The following is a 22712-nucleotide window of genomic DNA, read 5'->3' as shown; positions in this document are numbered from 1 at the left end:
ATAAAATTCTCCCGAATTTTCAGAGATCATGCCTTTTTCCTGTGAAAGTTTCGTGCTATACTAGCCGGAGATAAGTATAGAGACAGCCCGAAGGGGCGCACAACAGGAGGAACGTATGCACTGCAAACAATGGATCTTTGATATGGACGGTACCCTGACCGACAGCATGGTGGTAGTATGGGAGGGCGCCCCGGAGGCGCTGCTGGCGCGCTTTGGCCGCACCCCGAAGGCAGACCTGCACGAGACCCTGCTGACCATGGGCATGGAGGACGGCGCACAGTACCTCATCCGGGAATATGCGCTGCCGCTGGACAGGAACGGCTATCTGGACGTGATGCGCGAGGTGATCGCCCAATTGTACGAGAAGGTGGAGCTGAAGCCCGGCGTGCGGGACACTCTTGCCCGGCTGCGGGCCGAGGGCGCACGGATGTGCATTTGCTCCAACACATGGAGCAGCCAGTGCCGCACCGTGCTGACCCGCCTTGGCATCGACGAATACTTTGATTTCTACATCGAGGCACGGGGCACCATGAGTAAAAGCAGTCCCGCCCCCTTTATGGAGGCGCTGCACCGCCTTGGCGGCACGGAGCCTGCCGGGTGTGCCGTGTGCGAAGATGCGCTCTACGCTGCCCAGACTGCCCACGACGCCGGCTTCTATCTGGTGGGCATTCAGGACACCACCAGCGCTGCCGATGCCCCCGCCCTGCGCCGGATATGCAATCAGTTTTTGCCGGACTGGACTGCGCTGGACTGGGCGCAGGTATAAACTGCCTGCTCCCGGATGGATAAAACGCCCATCCTCTTGCATTTTGCGTGCCATAGGAGTATGATAATATAAATAATTACGTCTTTTTTACAAAGACGTGCTTTGGTGAAGCGAAAAAAACCAAACCTTATCGTCAAAAGGAGATCCCTGTCATGACAAACCCGCTCGTCAGCATTATCGTGCCTGTGTATAACGCGCAGAATAGTGTTGCCCGCTGTCTGGAAAGTATTTGCAGCCAGACCTATCAGGAGCTGGAGATCATCGTGTTGAACGATGGCTCTACGGATGACAGCCTTACGATCTGCAATCAGTTTTGTGCAAAAGACCCCCGCGTGACGGTGGTGGACAAGGAAAACGAGGGCCTTTCCATCACCCGCAATGTGGGTATGCGGCTGGCACAGGGCAAATATTTGCAGTTCGTGGACAGTGATGACCACCTTGCCCCGGATTTTACCCAGCGTATGGTGACAGCTGCCGAGCAGCACGATGCCACACTGGTCATCTCGCCCTACTGGATGGAGATCCCCCGGGATATCCAGAAGGAGCAGCTGCGGGAAAAGGTCAAGGCAGGCAAGCCGGAGGACATCGCCAAAAAGAAGCTGCGCCGGAAAAAGCCAGAGGTGGAGTACCGGGAGTACGGTTTTCTGCCCGCCGGTGTCTACGACCAGAAAAGCTACGCGCTGCACCTGATGGAAAAGCCCGTGACCTTTTTCTATAATGTGGTGTGGAACAAGCTCTACCGCCGGGACGTATTGAACGCCCACGGGCTGGAGTTTACCAACGAGATGATCCACGCCGAGGATCAGCAGTTCAACATCCGGTATCTGGAATTTGTGGAGCGGGTGGTCTCGCTGGAGGAGCCGGGCTATTACTATGTCCAGAACCCGCAGAGCATCTGCCACACCCAGATCAATCTTTCTACCATCATGCAGAACCGTCTGCAAATGATAGACTATTATAAGGCTCTCTACACGAAACTGGGCCTCTACGAAGAGGTGCAGACCCAGCTGCACGCCTCGCTGCTGGGGCTGGCGGAAAGTGTAAGCCCCACGATTGGCATCCAGAAGGCGCTGAGCGATGCGGCAGAGTACTGGTACGCCTTTTTTGCCGGCAGCGACGAGGAAGCGGAGCTTGCCGCCGAGCGCAGCGGACGAAAGGCTGCCGCCAAGAAAAAGCAGAAACTCGGAACGGAGTAAGCCTGTGAAGGAGGAACCCCATGAACACCCCGCTCGTCAGCGTGATCGTGCCCGTTTACAACGTGGAAAAGACCCTTGCCCGCTGTCTGGAAAGCATCTGCGGCCAGAGCTACCAGAACCTTGAGATCATCGTGGTGAACGATGGCTCCCCGGATGGCAGCCTTGCCATCTGTGAGCAGTTCCGGGCAAAAGACCCCCGCGTGGTGGTCATCAGCAAGGAGAACGAGGGGCTTTCTCTCACGCGCAACGCCGGGATGCGCACTGCCCACGGCAAGTATTTGCAGTTCGTGGACAGTGATGATTATATCGAACCCACCTTTACCGCCCGCATGGTGGAAGCCGCCGAGAAGAACTATGCCGATCTGGTCATTGCACCCTATTGGATGGTGATCCCGCTGGCTTCCAGCAAAAGCGGTCGGCGCACCGAAAAGCTGCTGGCGCAGCTGGGCGTACAGACCGACACCGCCGAGCCGGAGGTGAGCGTTTACAGCTTTCTGCCCGCCGGAAATTACGGCCAGAAGGAGTTTATGCAGGAGTATATGAAAAAGCCCTCCTCCTTCTATTTCAACGTTGTTTGGAACAAGCTGTACCGCCGCAGCCTTTTGATGAACGCGGGGCTCTGGTTCACCCGCGAAGTTTACAACGAGGATCAGCTGTTCAATGTGCGGTATTTCCGGCTGGCGAAGGCCTATACCGCCCTTGCCGACCCGGGCTATTACTACATCCAGAACCCCCAGAGCCTGCTGCACACCAATGCAGACCTTAGCAAGGTCGTGAACAGCCGTTTGCAGATGTTTCCCCATTACAAGCAGATGCTGTCCGAACTGGGGATCGCCCGTGGCAATCAGCTGCGGCTGTACCACACCCTCATTGCCCAGTCGGAGCGCTTCATGCCCGCAGGCCCTGTCCAGACCCTGCTGAAGCGCAGAACCCAGTCCAAGTGATTCCGGCAATTTTCCGTAAAACAGAAGCCGCTGCAAATGTCTTTTTCCTCTATGCCCCTTTTATGAAAATGCAGTTGTCGCGCTCTACCGAGCGCGACAACCGCGAAATAAAAAATATTCTTTCCGCTGAATATGGCTAAAGCGCAGCGGAAGCCATTTTAAATCGTCAAGCAAAAAAGCCGCTGCACAGCGATCTTGCGTGCAGCGGCTTCTTCATTTTTTCTTTACCTCAATCGGGCGCAGAAAGCCTCCCGGACGGCGGCTTCCCGCCCGCGGGGAATGGGGATGCGCGCCCCGCTGCGCATCCGTACCTCGCCGGGGGACAGCAGCTGTACTGCTTTCAGATTGACCACATAGGAGCGGTGCGGCTGCACAAAGCGGCCATCTGCCAATAGCGGCTGCGCCACGGTGGAAAAGGGCACCCGCAGCGAGAGGGAGGCCACATCCTCTCCGGTGGTCAGGTGGAAATGCACGATGTGGTGGGTGCATTCCAGATATTCAATTTCGGCATAGGCCAGCGCCCGCACGCCGTCTGCGGTGGTCACGGTAAGGGTGGGGCCGTATTCCGGCTCCACCGCCCGCTTGAGCAGGGCAGAAACTTCCGGCTGGTGTACCGGCTGCAGCAAATACTGCATGGCGTCCACCCGGTAGGCGCTGTATGCGTGGGCCGGGGTGCGTGCCACAAAGGCCAGCGGCGCGCGGCGGCCCCGGCGGCGCAGCTCTGCCGCCGCCGCAAGCCCTTCGGGCCGGGCTACCGCCGCAAGCTCGATGAGGTACAGCTCGTACCGCAGCCCGGCGGCATCCTGCTGCAAAAGCGCTTCCGGGCTTTGCAGCTGCTCCACGATGCAGGCGTCCTCCCGCCGGGCAAAGAACTCCATGCACTGGTGCTCCAGCCGGCTGCGCAGCGCCCCGTCCGGGCTGCAGATCGCAATGTGAAAGATCATGGTTTGGCTTCCTTTGCAGGGTAGACGATTTGAAATATCCTCTGCGTGCGCTTTGGCCATCATCAGCGGAAAAATCATCTTAAATCAAGCAATTCCGGGCAGACCGCAGTCTGCCCGGAATTGCATTTTTACGGCAAGAGTCAGGACGGCAAGCGGCAGCTGACTTTTGTTCTTTTTAGCATTAGCAGCCGATGGCGGCGCACTTCTCGGCCAGCCATGCGCGCTCGTCCTCGGTCAGGCGGGGTGCCAGCTGCTCGAACACCTTGCGGTGGTAGTCGTTCAGCCAAGCGACCTGCTCTTTGTCCAGCACGCCGGGCACGATGGGAGAGGTGGCAATGGGCACAAAGGTGAGGGGACGGAAGGCAAGGAAGGTGCCGTACTGGTTGTCGGCCTTGTGGTAGCACTCGATCTCGTTCTCGATGCGGATGCCCACCTCGCCGGCCTCGTACACGCCGGGTTCGTCGGTGACGATCATGCCCGGGCGCATCAGGGTGGTGTTGCGCCCGTTCAGAGCGTGGGGACCCTCATGGACGTTGCCCACAAAGCTGACGCTGTGGCCGGTGCCGCAGCGGTAGTTGATCAGGTGACGCCACAGCGGCTCGCGGGCGATGGTGTCCAGCATGTGGCAGTCGCAGTAATCCAGCCAGACGGCCTTGGCGATGTCGATGTGGCACTGCAAGGTCCAGGTATAGAACAGCCGCTCGTCCTCGGTCAGTTCGCCCAGCGGGTAGGTGCGGGTGATGTCGGTGGTGCCGTCCATGTAGGTTGCGCCGCTGTCCACCAGCAAAAAGCCCTTGCGCTGCAAAACGGCGTGATCCTCCGGGGTGGCGTGGTAGTGCATCATGGCTGCGTTGCCGCCGTAGGCTGCAATGGTGCCAAAGCTTTCCACAAGGAACTTGTCGTTTGCGCTGCGGTACTTGTGCAGGATCTCGTCCACGGTCAACTCGGTCAGCGTTTCACCGGCAGCCAGACGGTTTTCCAGCTCGATCTGGAAGCGCACCATGGCAACGGCGTCCCGCAGATGGGACTCGCGCAGGTGTGCCAGCTCCACCTCGTTCTTCACGCCCTTCATGGCCAGCAGGGGGTCGGCGGCGTCCTTCACGGTCAGAGCGGGGTTATTTTCCAGCACCTGATACACGGCGTAGTTCACGGTAGCGCTCTCCGCCAGCACGGTCTGCGGCTCAGTCTCGGCGGCCATCACGTCCAGAATGCTGTCGTAGTCGGCCAGCGTTACGCCGTTGGCTTCCAACTCTGCCTTGGCCTCCGGGGTGACCCGCGCCTGATCGATGAACAGCACGGCGCGGCTGGGGGTAACGTAGCAGTAGGCCATGGCGTAGGGAGTGCACTCGATATCCATGGCGCGCAGGTTCAAAAGCCATGCCAGATTATCCAGCTTGCCCACCAGCTGGGCGGTGCAGCCCAGCTCCTTCAATTTGCCGCGCAGCTGTTCCAGCTTTTCTGCCGGGGAGAAGCCTGCGTACTCCTTAGGTAAGATCCATGCCGGGGTAGCCGGGCGGGCAGGGCGGCCTTCCACCCACAGCTCGTCCTCCAAGAACAGGGTCTTGATGCTGCCGTGCTTGGGTTCCAGCTCCTTTTTCAGGTTGTTGACCAGTGCACAGTTGGCGGTCAGGCCGCACAGACCCAGCGTGCCGCCCTCGGGCAGCACCTTGCCGCAGTATTCCTCAGCGGTGGGCACGCCCGGCTCGCCCATGCGCATCAGCTGGATCTCGGTGCCGGCGATCTCCTTTTCCGCCTGCACAAAGTACCGGCCGTCTGCCCAGACGGCGCTCTCGGTCATGGTGACCACAAAGTTGGAGTTCTCACCGTGGAAGCCGGAGAAGTAGGTCAGGGAGGTGTAGTGGTCGGGCAGATACTCGCTGGAATGCGGGTCGCCCACCGGGATCAGATAGACGTCCACGCCGTTTGCCTTCATAGCGGCACGCAGCGCGGCCAGACGCTCGGGAACTGTGTTCATACTCATAACAAAAGCCCTCTTTCTGTCATTTGCCGGAAAAACGTCCGGCGGCGATGGTTTGCTGCTGCTATTGTATCATTCTGCGGGGAAGAATGCAATGCGGGGGCAAAACTCCCCCCAAAACGCCGTCAATTTGCAAAAAAAGTTACAATTTTTTCTTGAAAAAGGCCGGTTTCCCATTGACAGCCTTGTTATAATAGAGGTGTAGTATTTTTATGGGTCAGCACTCTGCGGCCCTTTGCGCTAACAATTGCGAATATTGCGATAAAAAGAAAGAGGCATTTGGAACATGACTAAAATCGATATCTTCTCCGGCTTCCTTGGCGCCGGCAAAACCACTCTGATCAAAAAGCTGATCACCGAGGCCTTTGCAGGCCAGCAGGTGGTGCTGATCGAGAACGAGTTCGGCGAGATCGGCATTGACGGCGGCTTTCTGAAGGAAAGCGGCATCCAGATCAACGAGCTGAACGCCGGCTGCATCTGCTGCTCTCTGGTGGGCGATTTCCGCACCGCTCTGCAGCAGGTGGTGGAACAGTACCACCCCGACCGCATCGTCATCGAGCCGTCCGGCGTGGGCAAGCTGAGCGATGTGACCCGCGCCGTGGAGGGCGTGGCCGAGCATCTGGACGTGCAGCTGAACAGCTTTGTCACCGTGGCCGATGTGAACAAGGTCAAGATGTATATGAAGAACTTCGGCGAGTTCTACGATGACCAGATCAGCCACGCAAGCTGCATCCTACTCAGCCGCACCCAGACCGCCAGCGAGGAAAAGATCGCCGCTGCCGTGGCAATGCTGCGGGAAAAGAACCCCACCGCTACTATCGTGACCACCGCATGGGATCACCTGACCGGTGAGCAGATTCTGAAGGCCATGTCCACCAAGGACGACTTCAAGGCTGAGCTGATCGCCATGGCTGCCAAGGCAAATGAAGAGCACGCCCACGAGGACGAGGAAGAAGAGCACGAGCATCACCATCATCACGACCATGAGAACGGTGTGTGCAGCTGCGGCCATCATCATGACGATGACGATGATGATGACGAGGATGAGCACGAGCATCATCACCACGACCACGACGAGCACGATCATGATGACCATTGCTGCTGCGGTCACCACCACGATCATGATGAAGATGATGACGAGCACGAGCATGAGCATCATCACCATGATTATGACGAGCATGACCACGAGCACGGCGACCACTGCTGCTGCGGTCATCATCATCACGACCACCACGCCGATGAAGTGTTCACCAGCTGGGGCGTGGAGACGGCCCGCAAGTTCACCAAGGCCGAGGTGGAGCACGCCCTCACCGAGCTGGATACCGGCAATTACGGCATGATCCTGCGCAGCAAGGGCATCGTGGACGGCGGTGCAGACGGCTGGCTGGAGTTCGACTATGTGCCCGGCGAGTGGGAAGTGCGCAGCCGCAGCGCAGACGTGGGCGGCAAGCTGGTGGTCATCGGCTCCAAGCTGAACGAGACCGCCATCGCCCAGCTGTTCGGCTGCTGAGAACCCCATTATTGAGAGAAGGAGCAACCATTTATTATGGCAAAAGAGATCCCGGTCTACCTGTTTGTGGGCTTTCTGGAAAGCGGCAAGACCAAGTTTATTCAGGAGACCTTTGAAGACCCCAATTTCGACTCCGGCGACAAGACCCTGCTGCTGGTCTGCGAGGAGGGCGAAGAGGAGTACAACGAGAAGAAGTTCGCCTTCCCCGGCGTGACCGTGAAGGTGCTGGAGGATAAGTCCGAGCTGAACCCCCAGAACCTTGCAAAGCTGGGCAAGGAAGCGGACGCAGGCCGCGTGGTCATCGAGTACAACGGCATGTGGCTGCTGCAGGATTTAGCGGATGCCCTGCCCGAGAACTGGCTGGTGTACCAGTGCATCGCCACCGCCGACGGCACCACCGCCCTGACCTACGCCCGCGACAACTCCATGCGCAGTCTGATGCTGGACAAGATCGCCCGCAGTGAGCTGATCGTGTTCAACCGCGCCGAAGCCGTGAACAACGATGACGCCCGGCAGGAGCTGCACAAGCTGGTGCGGCAGGCCTCCCGCAAGTGCGATATCGCCTACGAGTTCAAGGACGGCAGCGTAGCCTACGATGATATCCCCGACCCGCTGCCCTTTGATATCAACGCCGACCCCATCGACATCCCGGATGACGATTTCGGCATCTGGTACATGGATTGTCAGGACGAGCCCCAGAAGTACACCGGCAAGACGGTGCGCTTTCTGGCACAGGTCTGCCAGACCAACCGCGCCGGCAAAAACAGCTTTGTGCCCGGTCGCTTTGCCATGACCTGCTGCGTGCAGGACATCCAGTTTGTGGGCTTTCCGTGCAGCTACGATGGTTACAAGGCGCTGGAACAGCGCGCATGGGTGCGGGTGACCGCCAAGGTGGGCTACAAGTTCCACAACATCTACCGGGGCAAAGGCCCGGTGCTGACCGCCGTGTCGGTAGAGCCCGCCGAAAAGCCCCTGGAAGAGGTCGTAACGTTCTCTTAACGTTTCTTTATTACAAGGAGGTTCTGGTATGAAAACTCTGTTCCGTATTCTTGGCACGGCTGCTGCCGTGGCCGTCACCGGCGCTGCCATCGTGGTGCTGGACAAGATCCTGAACCAGAAAGACCCGCTCCATGTGGAGGAGGTCGAGTTCCCGGAGGAAGCCGAAAAGGACGCCGAGGAGGCCGAAAAGACTGCTGAGGCCTACGAAGAGGCCGAGGCCAAGGAAGAAGCAAAGGCTGCCGATGCCGCCGCAGAAGCTGCCGAGGAAGCCGCACCGGAAGCACCCACCCCTGCTGAGAACGCACCCCAGACCCAGCCGGAGACCGCCGAAGAGCGCCCGGTGTACGACCCCGAAGCTCCGAACGCCAACCCCGTAGAGGCCGGCCCCGCCGTTGCCCCCAGGGATGAGAACGGCAAGATCGATGCCACCAAGATCGCCGATGCCAACGATTTCGGCGACTGGGAAGAGCAGGGCTGTAAGGGCTGAGAAAACAGCATGATCCCCGCATAGATGCGGAATCAGCTCCCCCGAAAGGGGGAGCTTTTTTGTGCTTGCAAAATGCCGCGCAGTTCACTATACTGGAAGAAAAAACACCGATGGAGGGCAGCACCATGGCATACACCGATGATTGGGAAAGCTTGATGAACGGCGTGTTCGGCGCGGGCGGCAAACTGAAGTTCGGCGGCGCACAGCCGCAGCCCGAAAAGCCGCAGCCCAAAAAACCGGCGGGCAGCGGCCTGCCGGATCTGAACGCGGCGCTGCTGGAACAGCAAAAGCAGCTGGACGAATTACTGAAGCAGCAGAACGCCCGGCTGAAAGCGCAGGATGCCGGGGTGCAGACGGCACTGGAGGACAGCCGCCAGATGCTGCGGGACATGGAAGCGGACGGCCTGCTGGCCAAGGGCACGGCAGACACAAAGCCGGAGCAGCTGGGCAGCTTTGAAGGCCTTGCCGCCGAGGTGAAAAAGACCGTCCTCGGTCAGGACGCCTTTGTGGACAGCGTGGTGCGGGCCATGCGCCGTCCCTTTGTGCTGGGCACCGAGGGCGCAGCCGCCCGCAATGTGATCCTGCTGTGGGGTGCACCGGGCACGGGACGGCACTTTGCACTGGCCGAGACCGCCCGCATCATGGCGGCGCGGGGGCTTTTGCAGAGCGACCGGATGGCGGTGATGGATCTTGCGCTTTACCCCGACCCCGGCGCGGAAAAGCTGTTTTTGCAGGATCTTTACGCCGCCCTGCACGCCCCGGGCGAGATCGTGGTGTTCGAGCATTATGAGAGCTGCCACCCCGGCTTTTTGCGCATTCTCTCCGATCTCGCGGTCAAGGGCAGCGCGCCATTGTCCAGCCGGTATCTGGTCAACAAAGAGGGCATTCTGGTGGAAGCCGGTACAGCGCTTGCCCCCGGCGCAGTGAGCCGCATCGACCCCTGCGGCAAGTACCTGATCTTCTTCTCCCGCAAGGGACGGGAGGCGCTGGCGGATAAGTTTGGCGCGTCCTTTGTGGCGGCGGTAGGGGATGTGTGCCAGACCGCTCCCTTTACCCCGGAAGCACTGGCGGCGCTGGCGGCGCAGCAGCTGAACGCGCTGGCGCAGCGGGTGCACAGCCGTCTGGGCCTGACCCTTACCGCCGGGGCAGAGGTACGGGATTATGTGGCGGCGCAGTGCTCCAAGGAAAAGGGCGCAGAGGGGCTGGCAGACTGCTGCGAGCGGATCTTCCGCGCCCTGAGCGAGTATTGTTTGCAGACCGATGCAAAACTGTCCGGCACGGTGGCGCTGACCGCCGCGCCCGAAGGGCTGCAATTTGCGCTGAACGGTGCCGCCCCGGCAGACCTGTTCAGCCTGCTTCCGGCGGCCTACACCGGCGCGGTGGAGCAGATCCGCGCCGAGCTGGATGCGCTGGTGGGGCTTGCCCCGGTCAAGGAGTATGTGTTCGGTCTGGCAGACAATTTACAGGTGCAGCAGCGCCGCGCAGCGGCGGGCTTCAAGACCGCAAGCCTGTCCATGCACATGATCTTTACCGGCAACCCCGGCACCGGCAAGACCACCATTGCCCGGCTGGTGGCAAAGTACCTCAAGGCCATCGGTGCGCTGGGGGGCGGGCAGCTGGTGGAGGTGACCCGCGCCGACCTTGTGGGGCGCTACACCGGCCACACCGCCCCGCTGACGAACAGCGTCATCGAGAGCGCACTGGGGGGCGTTTTGTTCATTGACGAGGCGTACAGCCTGTACCGCGGCCAGCAGGACAGCTTTGGGCTGGAAGCCATCGACGCCCTTGTAAAGGGCATGGAGGATCACCGGGACGAGTTGGTGGTCATCCTTGCGGGCTACACCAAGGAGATGGAGGTATTCCTCACCGCCAACAGCGGCCTTGCCAGCCGCTTCCCCAATAAGATCGAGTTCCCGGACTACACCGCAGACGAGCTGCTGGACATCACCGCCGTGCTGGCCAAGGGCAAGGGCTACCGCCTTGCCGAGGGCTGCACCTTCCCGCTGCTGGGCTACTATAAGCGCCGTCAGGCGCTGGACAGCCGCACCGCCGGCAACGGCCGTCTGGCGCGCAACACGCTGGAAAAGGCCATCTTCAACCAGAGCCGCCGCCTCATCGCAGAGCCCGCCGCTCCCCTTGACCTCATCCAGCCCAGCGATCTGGAATTTGAGGAATAAAAATCATCATGAAAAAGGGTTCCAGAAACGCCCGCAGGCGTTTCTGGAACCCTTTCTGTTTATTCATGCTGCTCCGCAAGGCTCTGCACCATCTCGTGCAGCTGGGTGCGGACGGCGGCGGGGGCGGCGACCTCTACCTTGCCGCCAAAGCCGCACACCCAGCCGAAAAACTGCTGGCTGACGCAGATGGGCACGTCAAAGTGGAAGTGCTCTGCGTCCTCCGGGCAGAACACCGGCTCCCGGCCAAAGCGCTCCCGCATGACCGGCTCAAGGTCGGCAGCGCACCGCAGGGTGACCCGGTACTCGGTGCCGCCGAACATATTGAAGTGCTTGCGCAGATAGGCGGGCAGGTCGAAAGTGCGGAAAAACTCCTTGCCCCGGCGCGGCTCGTCCAGCACCAGCACCCCGGCCATCCGGTCCACCCGGTAGTGGCGCACCGGGGGTGCTTTTTCATCCTGATAGGCGATCAGGTAATAACAGCCGTTTTCCCACGCCAGCTGCCACGGGCTTACAGTGCGCACGGCGCTGCTGCCCTTGTAGCGGAACTGCACCAGACACCCCCGGTTGATGGCGGTGTGCAGCGCGTCGATGCTGTACAAAAGGGTCTGGCTGTCGGTCTTGGGGCGTCCGTCCACATACACCTGACGCTGCAATTGGGTGCCCTCGTAGTCGGAGCAGAGGGCTTCCAGCTTGTGGATGATGCGCTTGCTGGTGCGCGCCGAGATGACGCTGCTGGACTGTACCGCATCCACCAGCAGCTTCAGCTCGGAAAGCTCGAACGCACGGCTGGCCATCCAGTACCCGCCGCCGCGCCCCCGTTGCAGCTGGATGTCGTAGCCCAGACTGCGCAGGGTGTCAATGTCGCTGTAAATGCTCTTGCGCTCGGCCAGAATGCCCTGATTTTCCAGCAGCTGCACCAGCTGGGGCACGTTCAGGCGGTGATTCTCGTCGGTGCGCTGCTCAAGGATGCGCAGCAGCGTTACCAGCTTGGATTTCTGTCCTTCCTGCTTGGGCATGGGGCAATACCTCCGTCACGGTTTATTCCGGCAGCTTTTTGTCAAAGGCGGCGCGGCGCTGGGTGGAAAGGCGGAACATCTGTTCCAGCTTGTCCCGGTCGTCTGCCACAAGGGCGGCGCGCATCTCCTGCAAAGCGGAATCGAACTGGTCGATCTCGCTGATCAGGTTCTGCTTGTTCCACAAAAACAGCTCTGCCCACATTTTGTCGTTGATGCGTGCAATGCGGGTCAAATCGCGGAAGGAGTCGCCGGTGTATTCGCACAGCGAGGAGTTGTCGTTGGCGCACATCAGGCTTACGGCAATGGCGTGGCACAGCTGGCTGACATAGCCGATCATCCGGTCGTGCTCTTGCACGGTCAGGGTGCAGATATGCTTGAAGCCCAGCACCTCGGCAAGCTCCCTTGCCCACTGGATGCCCGCCGGGGTGTTCTTTTCGGTGGGGGTGATGATGAAGTTTGCCGGGGCAAAATTCACCTCGGCGGCGTGCTCCACGCTGGAAGTCTCGCGGCCTGCCATGGGGTGGCTGGCAATGAACTCCACCCCCGCCGGGCACAGCGCCTGCACCGGCTCCACAAGGCCGGTCTTGACGCCGGAAACATCCGTAAAGATGCACCCGGGCTTGAGCAGATGGCCGTAGGTTCGGAACCAGTCCAGCAGCGCGGTGGGGTACAGGCCAAAGATGATATGGTCGGCCTGCCGGACAAGGTCCTCAAAATCGTGGGTCTTACCGCTGGCGATATAGCCGTGCTCCAGCGCGTACTGCAAGTGTCCCTCGCTGCGGTTGATGCCGTCCACATGGAAGCCTGCGCGGGTCAGCTCCAGCGCGTACTTGCCGCCCAGCAGACCCAGACCCACTACGAGATAACGTTTTGTTTTATCAAGCATCTTCTACCTCCACGCCAAGCGGCGCTGCATCTGCAAAAAAGCCGGGCCAGCTCTTCTGGATGGCTTCGGCATCGTCCACGGTCAGGGACAGCCCGGCGGCGGCTGCCAGCACCGCAAGGCTCATGACAACCCGATGGTCGTTGTGGCCGTGCAGCGGGGCGGCAGGAGCGTGCAGACGCTCCGCACAGCCGTGCACCGTGATGGTGCCGCCGTCGCTTTCCAGTACACCGCCGCAGGCGCGCAGCTCGGCTTCCATGGCCGCGATGCGGTCGCTCTCCTTCAGGCGCAGCCGCTGGGCGTTGCGGATGACGGTGGTGCCCTTGCACAGCAGTCCCAGCACCATCAACACGGGGCCAAGGTCGGGGCAGTCTGCAAGGTCGATATCCACCCCGTGCAGGGGTGCTTTTGCAAAGGTGACGCTGTCGCCTTTGCGGGTGAACACCGCGCCGCACCGGCGCAGAATGTCCAGAATGGCAGCATCGCCCTGCAGGGTGTCCGGCGCAAGGCCGGTGATGGTCACCCCGCCGCACACCGCACCCAGCACCGCCGGGAAAGCAGCCTGACTGTAATCACCCTCCACGTTGTAGTCGCAGGGGTGGTACTGCTGCCCGCCGGGCAGCAGCAGGGTGGTTTCGTCCAGCCAGCGGCTGTGCACCCAAAATGCGGCCTGTACGGCGCGGGTCATGTCGATGTAGCTGCGGCTCTCCACGGGGGGAATAAGGTGCAGCTGGCTGTCCCCGGGCAGCAGCGGCAGCGCGAACAGCAGCCCGCTGATGAACTGGCTGGACACGTTGCCTGCCAGCCGGTAGTCCCCGGGGGTCAGTGCGCCCTCCACGGTCAGCCCGGCAGAGGACTGCTCAAACCGTAGATTCTGCTCGCGATATAACGTTTCGTACACGGACTGCGGGCGCTCCATCAGCCGTCCGCGCCCGGTAAAGGTGACCGGCTGGCCGGTCAGGCTGGCAATGGGGATCAAAAACCGCAGGGTGCTGCCGCTTTCGCAGCAGTCCACCGGGGCGGTCAGGGGCAGGAAATGCCCAAGCCCCTGCACAGCAGCATCGTCTGCGCCGGTGTCCACGGCGGCGCACAGCTGCGCGGCAGCGGACAGGGTGGCAGAGATGTCCTTGCTGAATTCCAGATGAGTGATATGGGAGCGTCCCACGGCCAGCGCGGCGCACAGCACGGCGCGGTGCGCCATGCTTTTGCTGGGCGGCGCGGCGATCACGCCCCCGATGCCGCCGGGGGCAGGTCTGATGGTTACGAGCATAGCGGTGTTATCCTTTTGAAGATTTCCCCCCGGCAGCGCTTTGGGCACCCCCTTGGGGGAGCTGGCGCGCCAGCGCCTGAGGGGGTAAACGGTTTACATCTCCCGGCCGATGGCCCAAGCCACCTGACGGCACTTTGCCATGGCCTGTGCAAAGGCGTCCGGGGTCAGGCACTGTGCGCCGTCGCTCCATGCGTGCTGGGGGTCGTAGTGCACCTCTACCTCCAGACCGTCCGCACCGGCGGCCACGGCGGCGATCATCATCGGCTCTACCAGATTGGCCTTGCCGGTGGCGTGGCTGGGGTCTACCACGATGGGCAGATGGGTCTTTTCGTGGATGATGGGCACAGCGGAAAGATCCAGCGTGTTGCGGGTGTATTTTTCAAAGGTGCGGATGCCGCGCTCGCAGAAGATGACCTGCTCGTTGCCGCCGGCCATGATGTACTCGGCGCTCATGATCCACTCCTCGATGGTGTTGCACAGACCGCGTTTGAGCAGCACGGGCTTGTGCATTTTGCCCACCGCCTTGAGCAGCTGGAAGTTCTGCATATTGCGTGCGCCGATCTGCACCACGTCCACATACTCCTCAAACTCCGGGATGCGGTCCTCGCTCATCAGCTCGGAGACGATGGGCAGGCCGGTGGCTTCGCGTGCCTTTACCATATCCAGAATGCCCTCGGTCTCCAGACCCTGAAAGGCGTAGGGAGAGGTGCGGGGCTTGTAGGCACCGCCGCGGAACAGCGCTGCGCCGCCCGCCTTGACCCCCTGCGCGATGCGCAGAGCCTGCTCGGCGTTCTCGATGCTGCAGGGGCCCGCCATGACGGCGATCTTTTCCTTGCTGCCGATCTTCACGCCGCCGCAGTCGATGACCGAGTCTGCGGGGTGGAACAGGCGGTTTGCGCGCTTATAGGGCGCAGACACGCGGGTGACGTTGTCAATCCACGGGTTTGCCAGCACGTCCCGCTCGTCGATCTTGGTGGTATCGCCCACCAGACCGAACACGTTGTAGTCCTTGCCGGTGATCAGAGTCACGTCCAGACCCTGATTTTCAAATTTATCAACGATCTTTTCAAGTTCCTCTTTGGGAGTGCCTTTTTTGGTGGAGATGATCATGGGAGGTTGTTCCTTTCCTGTTTGTTTTACATCACGATATGCGCCTTAGGGGAGCCGTCGGTGCGCAGCAGCTGTGCCAGCCAGATGCAGGCGTGCAGGTAGCCCTGCGGGCCCTCGCCGATAAAATGCCCCTGACAGCCAAAGGACACCACGTCCGTTTTGCGGAAGGGCTCGCGCTCGTCCGGGGCGTCCAGCATCACTTCTACGGCGGGCACGCTGCACAGCCGCAGTGCGTCCAGAATGGCTACACTGTAATGGGCGTAGCCGCCCGGGTTCAGCACAATGCCGTCCACCCGCCCGGGGGCAGACTGGATCTCGTCGATCAAATCGCCCTCATGGTTGGACTGGCAGATGTCGGTCTCAATGCCAAGCTGGTCGCAGCCCGCCTGCACATAGTCCATCAGGCCGGTGTAGTCCACTTCGCCGGGCACGCCGGGCTCAGACCAGCGCGCCAGATTGATGTTTGGCCCGTTAAGAATCAAAAATTTCATCCAGTGCCTCCTGTGCAGCTGCCAGCGCCTCGGCCAGCGTGCCGGTGTTAGAAATCACCGCATCTGCGGCGGCAAGGTACAGCGGGCGGCGCTGGGCTTCCATGGTGCGCAGCGCCTCGGCGCTGGAAGAAAGCGGACGGTTGCCGCCCACGGCCAGCGCTTCCACCGGCCGGTCGATGAACAGCACCACGCCGTTCTGGCGCAGGGCGCGGACATTCTCTGCCCGCTTCACCGCGCCGCCGCCGCAGGAGAGCACAAGCCCCTTTTCCTTGCCGAAACGGGCAATCTGCGCGGCTTCCTTTGCCCGGAAGCCCTCTTCGCCCTCGGCGGCAAAGATATCCGGGATGCTGCGCCCGTCTGCCTTGACGATCTCCTCGTCCAGATCCACAAGCGGTCTGCCCAGCTGCTTTGCCAGCAGGCGGCCAAGGGTGGATTTGCCGCAGGAGGGCATTCCCACAAGGGCGATGTTCAGCGTCTCGCGGCGCAGCGCAGCGGTAATGCGCCGCACCTCGCCCGGGGCGTCCTCAAACTTGCGGCCAAGGAAGTATTCGGCGGCATACACCGCCTGTGCCACCAGCATCTCCAGCCCGCCTACGGCTACCGGCACACCGGCGTCCTCGGCGCGGAGAATGAGTTCGGTCTTGTTGGGATTATATACCACGTCCACCACGGCTTCCAGCCCGGGCATGGCGGCCACGTCCAGACTGCACACGCCCACATTGGGGTACATCCCAGCTGGGGTGGTGTTGAATACCACCTGTGCGCCGCTGCGGGCGGCTTCGGCGTAGCTCAGCTCGCCCTTTTCCGGGTCGGGGGTGCGGCTGACCGTCAGCACCTTGGCAGCGCCCTTGTCCAGCGCCACCGCGCGGGTGGTGTTGTGGGTACCGCCGGTGCCTAAAATGAGCACGGTCTTGCCCGCAAGCTCCACGCCGTGGGCTTCGCACAGGTGGGCAAAGCCCAGATAATCGGTGTTGTAGCCGTAGAGCAGGCCGTTTTTATTCACCACCGTGTTCACCGCGCCGATGGCGCGGGCGCGGGGGTCGATGAAGGAGCAGTACTCCATCACCAGCTTTTTGTAGGGGATGGTCACATTGATGGCCTTGAACTGCCGCCGCTGCAAAAAGGCGCGGGCGTCTGCCTCGGTGGGCAGGGGGCACAGCTCGTAGCTGTACCCGCAGAGCAGCTCATGGATGGTCTTGGAGTAGGAGTGTCCCAGCTTGCCGCCGATCAGTCCGTATTCCATCTCAGTCCTCCTTCCGGTAGCCGGTGGGGTCGGTCATCCACCGGGCACCGTACCGGGCGGTGAGCAGATCGCCCACCGCAAGGGCGGCGGCGCAGGTCTGCACAATGGCAGCCCGGGGCACGATGCAGGGGTCGTGCCGCCCCTGAATGGACAGTTGCGCGTCCTTTTTTGCGATGTAGTCCACCGTATCCTGCTGCTTATAGATGCTGGGGGTGGGCTTGACGGCGGTGCGGAACACCACCGGCATCCCGTTGGCGATGCCGCCGTTGATGCCCGCGTTGTGGTTGGTGGAGGTGACCACCGCGCCCTCTGCCGTCATGCGGAAGGCATCGTTTGCCTCCGAGCCGCGCAGCCCGGCAAAGCCGAAGCCGGTGCCGAACTCGATGCCCTTGACCGCCGGGATGGAAAAGGCCAGATGGGCGATCTCGCTTTCCACGCTGTCAAAGTAGGGCTCGCCGATGCCGGCGGGCAGGCCGAGGATGGCAGTTTCCAGCACGCCGCCTACGCTGTCGCCCTCAGCACCGGCGGCGCGGATGGCGGCTTTCATGGGCTCCTCCACGGCGGCATCCAGCACCGCAAAGCCCTCGGTCTTGGTGGTAAGCGTCCCCACCTGTGCCGCAAGGGCGGCGGGGTCGTCCAGCGCAAAGGGCGTATCTGCAAGCCCTGCGCACCGGGCGATGTGGGTGGTGATATCAATGCCTGCCCGCTGCAATGCGGCAAGCACGATGCTGCCGCCCGCCACCAAAGCAGCGGTCACCCGGCCGGAAAAGTGCCCGCCGCCCCGGGCGTCCTGAAAGCCGTGGTACTTGGCATAGGCGGTAAAGTCCGCGTGACCGGGGCGCAGAAGGTCGGCGGTCTTGGCGTAGTCCGCGCTGCGGGTGTTCTGGTTTTCGATCATCAGGGCAATGGCGGTGCCGGTGGTGTGGCCGTTTACCACACCGGACAGCAGCTGCACCGCGTCCGCTTCCACCCGGGGGGTGGAAAGGCCGTCGCCCCGGGCGCGGCGCTTATCCATGCAGGCGGCGAGGAAGCTCTCGTCCACCGGCACACCGGCGGCCATGCCGTCCAGCACCGCGCCCACGGCGCGGCCGTGGCTCTCGCCGAAGATGGTCAGCGAAAGGTCGCTGCCAAAGGTATTTTTCATGGGTCAGTCCTCCATGCCCAGCAGCGGGCGCAGCCCCTCCACAGGGATGGTCTCGGCGCGCCAGCAGCCAAGGCCGGGCACCTTGATGATGGTGATCTGCCCGTCCTGCGCTTTTTTGTCGTGCAGCATCTCGGCCAGCACCTTTTCCTTATCGTAGGCGGTGCGGGTGGGTAACCCTAAGCGGCGGTACACGCCGCGCACCCGCTTTTGCAGTGCCTTGGATTCGATCATGGGCAGCATACCCAGCGCCACGCACTCGCCGTGAAACAGGCCGGTGGTGCGGCGTCCCTTGATGCCCTTCACAGCTTCGATGCCGTGGCCGATGGTGTGGCCGAAGTTCAGCGCCTTGCGCATACCCTGCTCGGTCTCGTCCTGCTCCACGATGCTCTTTTTAAAGCGCAGGCTGCGGCAGATGATGTCGCCGATGCGGTCGTCCACGTCCTCTTTTTCAAAGATGGAGAACAGCTCCGGGTCGGCCAGAAGCCCGGCCTTGACCGCCTCGGCAAGACCGTTGATGAAGTGGCGGCGGGGCAGGGTGGACAGGGTGTCCGGGTCCACGATGACCAGCTTGGGCTGCCAGAAGGCACCCACGATGTTCTTGGTGTCGCCCAGATCCACGGCGGTCTTGCCGCCGATGGAGGAATCGATCATGGAAAGGGTGGTGGTGGGGCAGTTGATAAAGTCGATGCCGCGCATATAGATGGAAGCGGCAAAACCGGCAAGGTCGCCCACCACGCCGCCGCCCACGGCTACCACAAGGTCGCCGCGGCCCATGCCGAAGTCCAGCATCTGCCGCAGCACGGTTTCCAGAATTTTAAAGCTCTTGCTGGCCTCGCCCTGCGGCACGGTGATGATGGTGGCATCCTTGCACTGGTCGGCTACCATCTGGGCGTACTGTGCGGGCACACCGCTGTCGGTGACCACCGCCACCCGGCGGTCCAGCCGGGCGAACTGGTACAGGTTTTCCAGCGAGCCGCGCTTGACGATGATGTCGTAGCTGCGCTCGCCCAGATTCATGGTCAGCTTGGTTCCGATAAAATCACTCATTTTGTATACACTCCTAACAGCCGCACCGTCCGGCAGGTGCGGTCAAGCTCGCGCAGCAGCGCGGCGGTCTCGCCGGCGGCGGCATCGCCCACCAGCTCTACGTAAAAATAATATTCAAAGGGGACGTGCGGCATGGGGCGGCTCTTGATGGACTCCATATTGAAGCCGCTGGCACCGATGACCTGAATCACCTCCGCCAGCTTGCCGGGCTTGTTGTCCACCGTGAAAAGCAGGGAGAACCGGTTGCCCGCCGTGGGCTTTTCGCGGCTGAGCACGATGAACCGGGTGGTGTTGTCGCCGTCGGTGTTGATGTTGGGCACCAGAATTTCCAGCCCGTACAGGGCGGCAGTCTCGGCGCTGGCAATGGCGGCCTTTGTCGGGTCTTTGCTTTCAGCCACGAACTTTGCAGCCATGGCGGTGTTGGCCATGGCGGTGGCGGGCAGACGGAACTGCTTTAAAAAGGTCTCGCTCTGGGCGATGGCCTGCTGGTGGCTGTACACCGTGCGCAACTGGGAAAGCTGGGTGCCCGGCAGCACCAGCAGGTTCTGGGAGATGGGCAGGTCGTACACGTCCACCACCCACAGCTCCGGGTGGTTATAGCACAGGTCCAGCACGGCGGAAACATCCCCGGCGTGGCTGTTTTCAAAGGGCACTACGCCGTGGGCGGCTTCGCCGGAGGCCACGGCCTCGAAAACCTCGTCCCATGTGGAATAGCTCACGGCCTCGGCGTGGGGAAACAGCGCCTTGAGGGCGATGTGGGCAAACGCACCCTCCACCCCCTGATAGGCGGCGCGGTTACGTCCCAGCACAGCGGCTTCATACTGCTTGGCGATGTCCATCATGTGCTGGACATGGTCTTTATAGTAAGGGCGCAGCGCAGGCTGCTGGATGCGGGCTGCGGCCTTTTCCAGCACGGCGGCCTCCCGGGCGGCATCGTAGATGGGCAGACCGTGCGCCCGCTTATATTCGGCTACCTGCAAAACAGCAGCCATCCGGCGCTCGAACAGCGCAGCCAGCTGCGCATCCACCGTGTCGATCTCGGCACGGGCTTGTTCCAGTGCGTCCATGGGGGTCACATCCTTTTTGGTCGGTTTTTGCGGGGATACCTAGTAAGTATACCATAACCGGGACAGGGAAACAACAAACCGCTCTTTATTTGAGGGTGGAGAAAATTTCAAATCAGTCATGGGTAAAAAGACGAAAATAGAAAACAGAAAAGACGAACCCTCTCAGGCGCTCCCGCGCCAGCTCTCCCGAAGGGAGAGCCAAGCCGTAAAGTTCAACACTAAAGTGTTAGGTGAAATGAGAAAGTTTCCGGTAGTGTTCTTGCCTCTCCCTTTGGGAGAGGTGGCATCGCGCAGCGATGACGGAGAGGGCGCACGCAGCCAGCCTTGTTTTCTAAAGTGTTAAATGCAGGGAGAAAACTTCCGGGCGCGCCAAAAGCTCCCCCTTTCGGGGGAGCTGTCAAAGCCTTGCGGCTTTGACTGAGAGGGTTCGTTCCTGCAAAAAAAGCTGCCGCACAAAATGCTGTGCGGCAGCCCGGGTCAATCTGTTGTTTTATTCTTCAAAATATCCTCCCAGCTGCGGGCTTTGCCGTAGTAGCGCCCGTAGGGGTTATCAAGGTCTGCGGCGCGGGGAACAGGCGGCGCGGGCGGCTGGGGTTTTGGGGTGCGGTCAAAGGTGAACCGGGCAGCGGGGCCGCCGGCTTTGATGCGGAAGCGCATTTTTAATGCCCCTCCCCGGCGGTGGAGACAGCCCCGGCGGTCAGGTTTGCCCAAAGGGTCTCGCTGTTTTCCAGCAGAGAAGCGGATTCCTTCAGCCATGCGCCCCGGATGCCGATATAGTAATCTGCCAGCAGCTGCTGGCTGTCTCCGCTTGCGCTCTGCACCGCGTCCGAGGTGTAGCTGCCCAGCTCCATCCCGGTCAGCACCGGGCAATCCGTCCAGCGGTAGACCATGTTCCACCAGTCGCTGTCGGCGTCGGACTTGGGGAGATGACCGTCCAGATACCGCAGCGTGCCGGTGGTCTGCTGGAAGCCTGCGGGGTCATACAGGATAAAGATGGAGCTGAGGGAGCTTTGGATATCGGTGGAAAGCTTGGTGGTGCCCGCCATATCCAGATAGGCGTCCGAGTCCTCGCTGTTGAAAGCCATGGTGTATTGGTTCAGCTTCACCACCACCTTGCCGTCCCCGTTGCAGTCCTCGCCATAGGCGGCAAGCTGCTGTTGCAGGGCGGTGACGGTGGCTTCGGGCAGGTAGCAGGGGCTGACCACCGCCACGTTGTAATCCGGGTGGGTGGTCAGGAAATACTGCCCGATAAAGCAGTACGCCACGAACGCACCCGCAATGCCGAAGATGAGCACCCATTTCAGATTGTAGTCCCACCAGTTTGCCCAGCGCTCCTTGCGGCTGTACTGCCGCTGTTTGCGGGGCTTGAGATCCTTGGGGTCAATGTCGCGTTCGTAACGGTAGCTTGCCATAAAATAGTTCTCCTGTGTGATACGGTCGGGCAGCGTTGTAAAGCCGGTTCCTAAAGCCTTCACCCCTTGGGGGGAAGGTGGCGCGCAGCGCCGGATGAGGGGTAATTCCGGCAGCAGCGCCCTCATCAGTCACCTGCGGTGACAGCTTCCCCCGTCCGGGGGAAGCCTTTAAGCGGAACGGCGGTTTTGAAAAAACGCTGTTACTTCAGTGCAGCCAGAATACTCTGGCGCACGGCGTCGGGCAGCTGTTTCTGCTCGGCCTTGCTCATGCCGGCGGTCTGGATGGGCGACATGATCTTGATGCGCACACTGCCCGGGCGGCAGCGGTTGCCATTAGCCTCAAACAGGGCGCGGGCACCGGTCACAGCCACAGGCACCACCGGGGCGCTTGTCTTGACCGCAATGCGGAAGGCACCGGCCTTGAACTCGCCTGCACCGCCCTCTTCGCCCTTGTAGCGGGTGCCCTCGGGGAAGATGACGAAGCTGCGGCCACCCTCCACGATGGCGGTGGCATCGTTCAGTGCCCGCACCGAGGCGCGCACATCGTCACGCTGCACGAACACGCAGCCCAGCAGCTTCATCCAGCGGTTGAGCAGGGGAATCTTTTCCAGCTCTTCCTTGGCAAGGATGCCGTGGGGCTTTTCCAGCCCGGCCAGCAGCAAGGGGATGTCGTAGTAGCTGCGGTGGTTCGCCACAAACACGCAGGGACGGTCTTTGGGGATGTTCTCCAGCCCTTCCACCGACAGGGACACACCGGTCACCTTTAAGATGCCCCGGCTCCAGCGGGGGATATGCTGGTTCACGATCTGCTCCACGGTGGCGGTATCTCCGGCGGCTGCGGCGCGCTCGGCGCGGCGCAGGATGCCGTAATGCAGGATCATGTACCCGAACAGATAAATAAACATCGCAATGGTGCGAAGAATGCTCATAATAGTTTCCTCCTATTGCAAAAAATGCCATTGTCATTGTAGCACATTTTGCGTAAAAAAGGGAGAGATAAATATTTTTTTACAATTAGCCCCGGTTGT

At 61.3% G+C, this 22712-nt stretch carries 21 protein-coding genes; 7 read left to right on the top strand and 14 right to left on the bottom strand.

Annotation, left to right across the window (positions count from 1 at the left end; all coding sequences use genetic code 11):
* The first annotated feature begins 115 nt into the window (after nucleotides 1-115).
* The 3 genes from DXB44_RS05470 (at nucleotide 116) to DXB44_RS05460 (ending at nucleotide 2906) form a co-directional block, all read left to right on the top strand.
* Complete coding sequence (locus tag DXB44_RS05470; protein WP_118658007.1) at nucleotides 116-766, top strand: HAD family phosphatase; 651 nt, start codon at nucleotides 116-118, stop codon at nucleotides 764-766.
* A gap of 152 nt (nucleotides 767-918) precedes the next feature.
* A complete protein-coding gene (locus DXB44_RS05465; RefSeq protein WP_118658006.1) occupies nucleotides 919-1962 on the top strand; it encodes a glycosyltransferase in 1044 nt (347 codons plus the stop codon).
* Nucleotides 1963-1982: 20 nt separating this feature from the next.
* Nucleotides 1983-2906 (top strand): glycosyltransferase family 2 protein, encoded by a 924-nt coding sequence (locus tag DXB44_RS05460; protein WP_118658005.1) that lies wholly within the window; start codon nucleotides 1983-1985, stop codon nucleotides 2904-2906.
* 224 nt (nucleotides 2907-3130) lie between these two features.
* On the opposite strand, the gene DXB44_RS05455 is transcribed toward DXB44_RS05460, so the two are convergent.
* Complete coding sequence (locus DXB44_RS05455) at nucleotides 3131-3850, bottom strand: LytTR family DNA-binding domain-containing protein (protein WP_118658004.1); 720 nt, start codon at nucleotides 3848-3850, stop codon at nucleotides 3131-3133.
* Nucleotides 3851-4031: 181 nt separating this feature from the next.
* Nucleotides 4032-5831 (bottom strand): aminopeptidase P family protein, encoded by a 1800-nt coding sequence (locus DXB44_RS05450; RefSeq protein WP_118658003.1) that lies wholly within the window; start codon nucleotides 5829-5831, stop codon nucleotides 4032-4034.
* Nucleotides 5832-6114: 283 nt separating this feature from the next.
* On the opposite strand from DXB44_RS05450, the gene DXB44_RS05445 reads away from it, so the two are divergent.
* The 4 genes from DXB44_RS05445 (at nucleotide 6115) to DXB44_RS05430 (ending at nucleotide 11001) form a co-directional block, all read left to right on the top strand.
* Nucleotides 6115-7338 (top strand): GTP-binding protein, encoded by a 1224-nt coding sequence (locus tag DXB44_RS05445; protein WP_118658002.1) that lies wholly within the window; start codon nucleotides 6115-6117, stop codon nucleotides 7336-7338.
* A gap of 36 nt (nucleotides 7339-7374) precedes the next feature.
* A complete protein-coding gene (locus DXB44_RS05440) occupies nucleotides 7375-8337 on the top strand; it encodes a GTP-binding protein (protein ID WP_117949951.1) in 963 nt (320 codons plus the stop codon).
* Between the two features lie 28 nt (nucleotides 8338-8365).
* The gene (locus DXB44_RS05435) at nucleotides 8366-8824 is read left to right on the top strand and encodes a hypothetical protein (protein WP_118658001.1); all 459 of its coding nucleotides are present in this window, start codon (nucleotides 8366-8368) and stop codon (nucleotides 8822-8824) included.
* Between the two features lie 125 nt (nucleotides 8825-8949).
* Nucleotides 8950-11001, top strand: coding sequence for an AAA family ATPase (locus DXB44_RS05430; protein ID WP_243111031.1), 2052 nt, complete (start codon nucleotides 8950-8952; stop codon nucleotides 10999-11001).
* 59 nt (nucleotides 11002-11060) lie between these two features.
* On the opposite strand, the gene DXB44_RS05425 is transcribed toward DXB44_RS05430, so the two are convergent.
* The 12 genes from DXB44_RS05425 to DXB44_RS05365 form a co-directional block, all read right to left on the bottom strand.
* On the bottom strand, nucleotides 11061-12017 hold the full coding sequence (locus tag DXB44_RS05425) for a WYL domain-containing transcriptional regulator (RefSeq protein WP_118657999.1): 957 nt from the start codon (nucleotides 12015-12017) through the stop codon (nucleotides 11061-11063).
* 22 nt (nucleotides 12018-12039) lie between these two features.
* Nucleotides 12040-12903 (bottom strand): prephenate dehydrogenase, encoded by an 864-nt coding sequence (locus DXB44_RS05420; protein ID WP_118657998.1) that lies wholly within the window; start codon nucleotides 12901-12903, stop codon nucleotides 12040-12042.
* A complete protein-coding gene (gene aroA, locus DXB44_RS05415; RefSeq protein WP_118657997.1) occupies nucleotides 12896-14170 on the bottom strand; it encodes a 3-phosphoshikimate 1-carboxyvinyltransferase in 1275 nt (424 codons plus the stop codon). Before aroA ends, DXB44_RS05420 begins: the two co-directional genes overlap by 8 nt.
* A 93-nt stretch (nucleotides 14171-14263) precedes the next feature.
* Nucleotides 14264-15280 carry a 3-deoxy-7-phosphoheptulonate synthase gene (gene aroF, locus DXB44_RS05410; RefSeq protein ID WP_118657996.1) on the bottom strand — a complete coding sequence of 339 codons (1017 nt, stop codon included), beginning with the start codon at nucleotides 15278-15280 and terminating at the stop codon, nucleotides 14264-14266.
* A gap of 26 nt (nucleotides 15281-15306) precedes the next feature.
* Nucleotides 15307-15771 (bottom strand): type II 3-dehydroquinate dehydratase, encoded by a 465-nt coding sequence (locus DXB44_RS05405; protein WP_118657995.1) that lies wholly within the window; start codon nucleotides 15769-15771, stop codon nucleotides 15307-15309.
* Nucleotides 15752-17014 (bottom strand): shikimate kinase, encoded by a 1263-nt coding sequence (locus tag DXB44_RS05400; protein WP_118657994.1) that lies wholly within the window; start codon nucleotides 17012-17014, stop codon nucleotides 15752-15754. Before DXB44_RS05400 ends, DXB44_RS05405 begins: the two co-directional genes overlap by 20 nt.
* Before the next feature lies 1 nt (nucleotide 17015).
* Nucleotides 17016-18158: a chorismate synthase gene (gene aroC, locus DXB44_RS05395; RefSeq protein ID WP_118657993.1), complete on the bottom strand. Its 1143-nt coding sequence runs from the start codon at nucleotides 18156-18158 to the stop codon at nucleotides 17016-17018.
* Between the two features lie 3 nt (nucleotides 18159-18161).
* Nucleotides 18162-19205 carry a 3-dehydroquinate synthase gene (gene aroB, locus DXB44_RS05390; protein ID WP_015537202.1) on the bottom strand — a complete coding sequence of 348 codons (1044 nt, stop codon included), beginning with the start codon at nucleotides 19203-19205 and terminating at the stop codon, nucleotides 18162-18164.
* Nucleotides 19202-20272, bottom strand: coding sequence for a prephenate dehydratase domain-containing protein (locus tag DXB44_RS05385; protein WP_118657992.1), 1071 nt, complete (start codon nucleotides 20270-20272; stop codon nucleotides 19202-19204). Before DXB44_RS05385 ends, aroB begins: the two co-directional genes overlap by 4 nt.
* 477 nt (nucleotides 20273-20749) lie before the next feature.
* Complete coding sequence (locus tag DXB44_RS05375) at nucleotides 20750-20929, bottom strand: hypothetical protein (RefSeq protein ID WP_118657990.1); 180 nt, start codon at nucleotides 20927-20929, stop codon at nucleotides 20750-20752.
* A gap of 2 nt (nucleotides 20930-20931) precedes the next feature.
* Nucleotides 20932-21684 carry a hypothetical protein gene (locus DXB44_RS05370; protein ID WP_118657989.1) on the bottom strand — a complete coding sequence of 251 codons (753 nt, stop codon included), beginning with the start codon at nucleotides 21682-21684 and terminating at the stop codon, nucleotides 20932-20934.
* A 200-nt stretch (nucleotides 21685-21884) separates the two neighbouring features.
* Entirely contained in the window at nucleotides 21885-22613 is a 729-nt protein-coding gene (locus DXB44_RS05365) for a lysophospholipid acyltransferase family protein (protein ID WP_118657988.1), read from the bottom strand.
* Between the last annotated feature and the right edge of the window lie 99 nt (nucleotides 22614-22712).

Origin of the sequence: Faecalibacterium sp. OM04-11BH (assembly GCF_003482185.1) — a bacterium.
In the GTDB taxonomy this organism is placed as follows: domain Bacteria; phylum Bacillota; class Clostridia; order Oscillospirales; family Ruminococcaceae; genus Faecalibacterium; species Faecalibacterium tardum.
Note: the sequence above shows the minus strand (reverse complement) of the source record. Positions and strands in the feature narration are given on the sequence as shown.

Excerpts from the sequence above, each read along its gene's own strand:
- DXB44_RS05375 (WP_118657990.1), bottom strand. The coding sequence starts at position 20,929 with ATGCGCTTCCGCATCAAAGCCGGCGGCCCCGCTGCCCGGTTCACCTTT.
- DXB44_RS05470 (WP_118658007.1), top strand. The coding sequence starts at position 116 with ATGCACTGCAAACAATGGATCTTTGATATGGACGGTACCCTGACCGAC.
- aroA (WP_118657997.1), bottom strand. The coding sequence starts at position 14,170 with ATGCTCGTAACCATCAGACCTGCCCCCGGCGGCATCGGGGGCGTGATC.
- aroF (WP_118657996.1), bottom strand. The coding sequence starts at position 15,280 with ATGATCATCTCCACCAAAAAAGGCACTCCCAAAGAGGAACTTGAAAAG.
- DXB44_RS05385 (WP_118657992.1), bottom strand. The coding sequence starts at position 20,272 with ATGGACGCACTGGAACAAGCCCGTGCCGAGATCGACACGGTGGATGCG.
- DXB44_RS05400 (WP_118657994.1), bottom strand. The coding sequence starts at position 17,014 with ATGGAATACGGACTGATCGGCGGCAAGCTGGGACACTCCTACTCCAAG.
- DXB44_RS05460 (WP_118658005.1), top strand. The coding sequence starts at position 1,983 with ATGAACACCCCGCTCGTCAGCGTGATCGTGCCCGTTTACAACGTGGAA.
- DXB44_RS05440 (WP_117949951.1), top strand. The coding sequence starts at position 7,375 with ATGGCAAAAGAGATCCCGGTCTACCTGTTTGTGGGCTTTCTGGAAAGC.
- DXB44_RS05445 (WP_118658002.1), top strand. The coding sequence starts at position 6,115 with ATGACTAAAATCGATATCTTCTCCGGCTTCCTTGGCGCCGGCAAAACC.
- DXB44_RS05430 (WP_243111031.1), top strand. The coding sequence starts at position 8,950 with ATGGCATACACCGATGATTGGGAAAGCTTGATGAACGGCGTGTTCGGC.
- DXB44_RS05370 (WP_118657989.1), bottom strand. The coding sequence starts at position 21,684 with ATGGCAAGCTACCGTTACGAACGCGACATTGACCCCAAGGATCTCAAG.
- aroC (WP_118657993.1), bottom strand. The coding sequence starts at position 18,158 with ATGAAAAATACCTTTGGCAGCGACCTTTCGCTGACCATCTTCGGCGAG.
- DXB44_RS05365 (WP_118657988.1), bottom strand. The coding sequence starts at position 22,613 with ATGAGCATTCTTCGCACCATTGCGATGTTTATTTATCTGTTCGGGTAC.
- DXB44_RS05420 (WP_118657998.1), bottom strand. The coding sequence starts at position 12,903 with ATGCTTGATAAAACAAAACGTTATCTCGTAGTGGGTCTGGGTCTGCTG.
- DXB44_RS05435 (WP_118658001.1), top strand. The coding sequence starts at position 8,366 with ATGAAAACTCTGTTCCGTATTCTTGGCACGGCTGCTGCCGTGGCCGTC.
- DXB44_RS05425 (WP_118657999.1), bottom strand. The coding sequence starts at position 12,017 with ATGCCCAAGCAGGAAGGACAGAAATCCAAGCTGGTAACGCTGCTGCGC.
- DXB44_RS05450 (WP_118658003.1), bottom strand. The coding sequence starts at position 5,831 with ATGAGTATGAACACAGTTCCCGAGCGTCTGGCCGCGCTGCGTGCCGCT.
- DXB44_RS05465 (WP_118658006.1), top strand. The coding sequence starts at position 919 with ATGACAAACCCGCTCGTCAGCATTATCGTGCCTGTGTATAACGCGCAG.
- aroB (WP_015537202.1), bottom strand. The coding sequence starts at position 19,205 with ATGAGTGATTTTATCGGAACCAAGCTGACCATGAATCTGGGCGAGCGC.
- DXB44_RS05405 (WP_118657995.1), bottom strand. The coding sequence starts at position 15,771 with ATGAAATTTTTGATTCTTAACGGGCCAAACATCAATCTGGCGCGCTGG.
- DXB44_RS05455 (WP_118658004.1), bottom strand. The coding sequence starts at position 3,850 with ATGATCTTTCACATTGCGATCTGCAGCCCGGACGGGGCGCTGCGCAGC.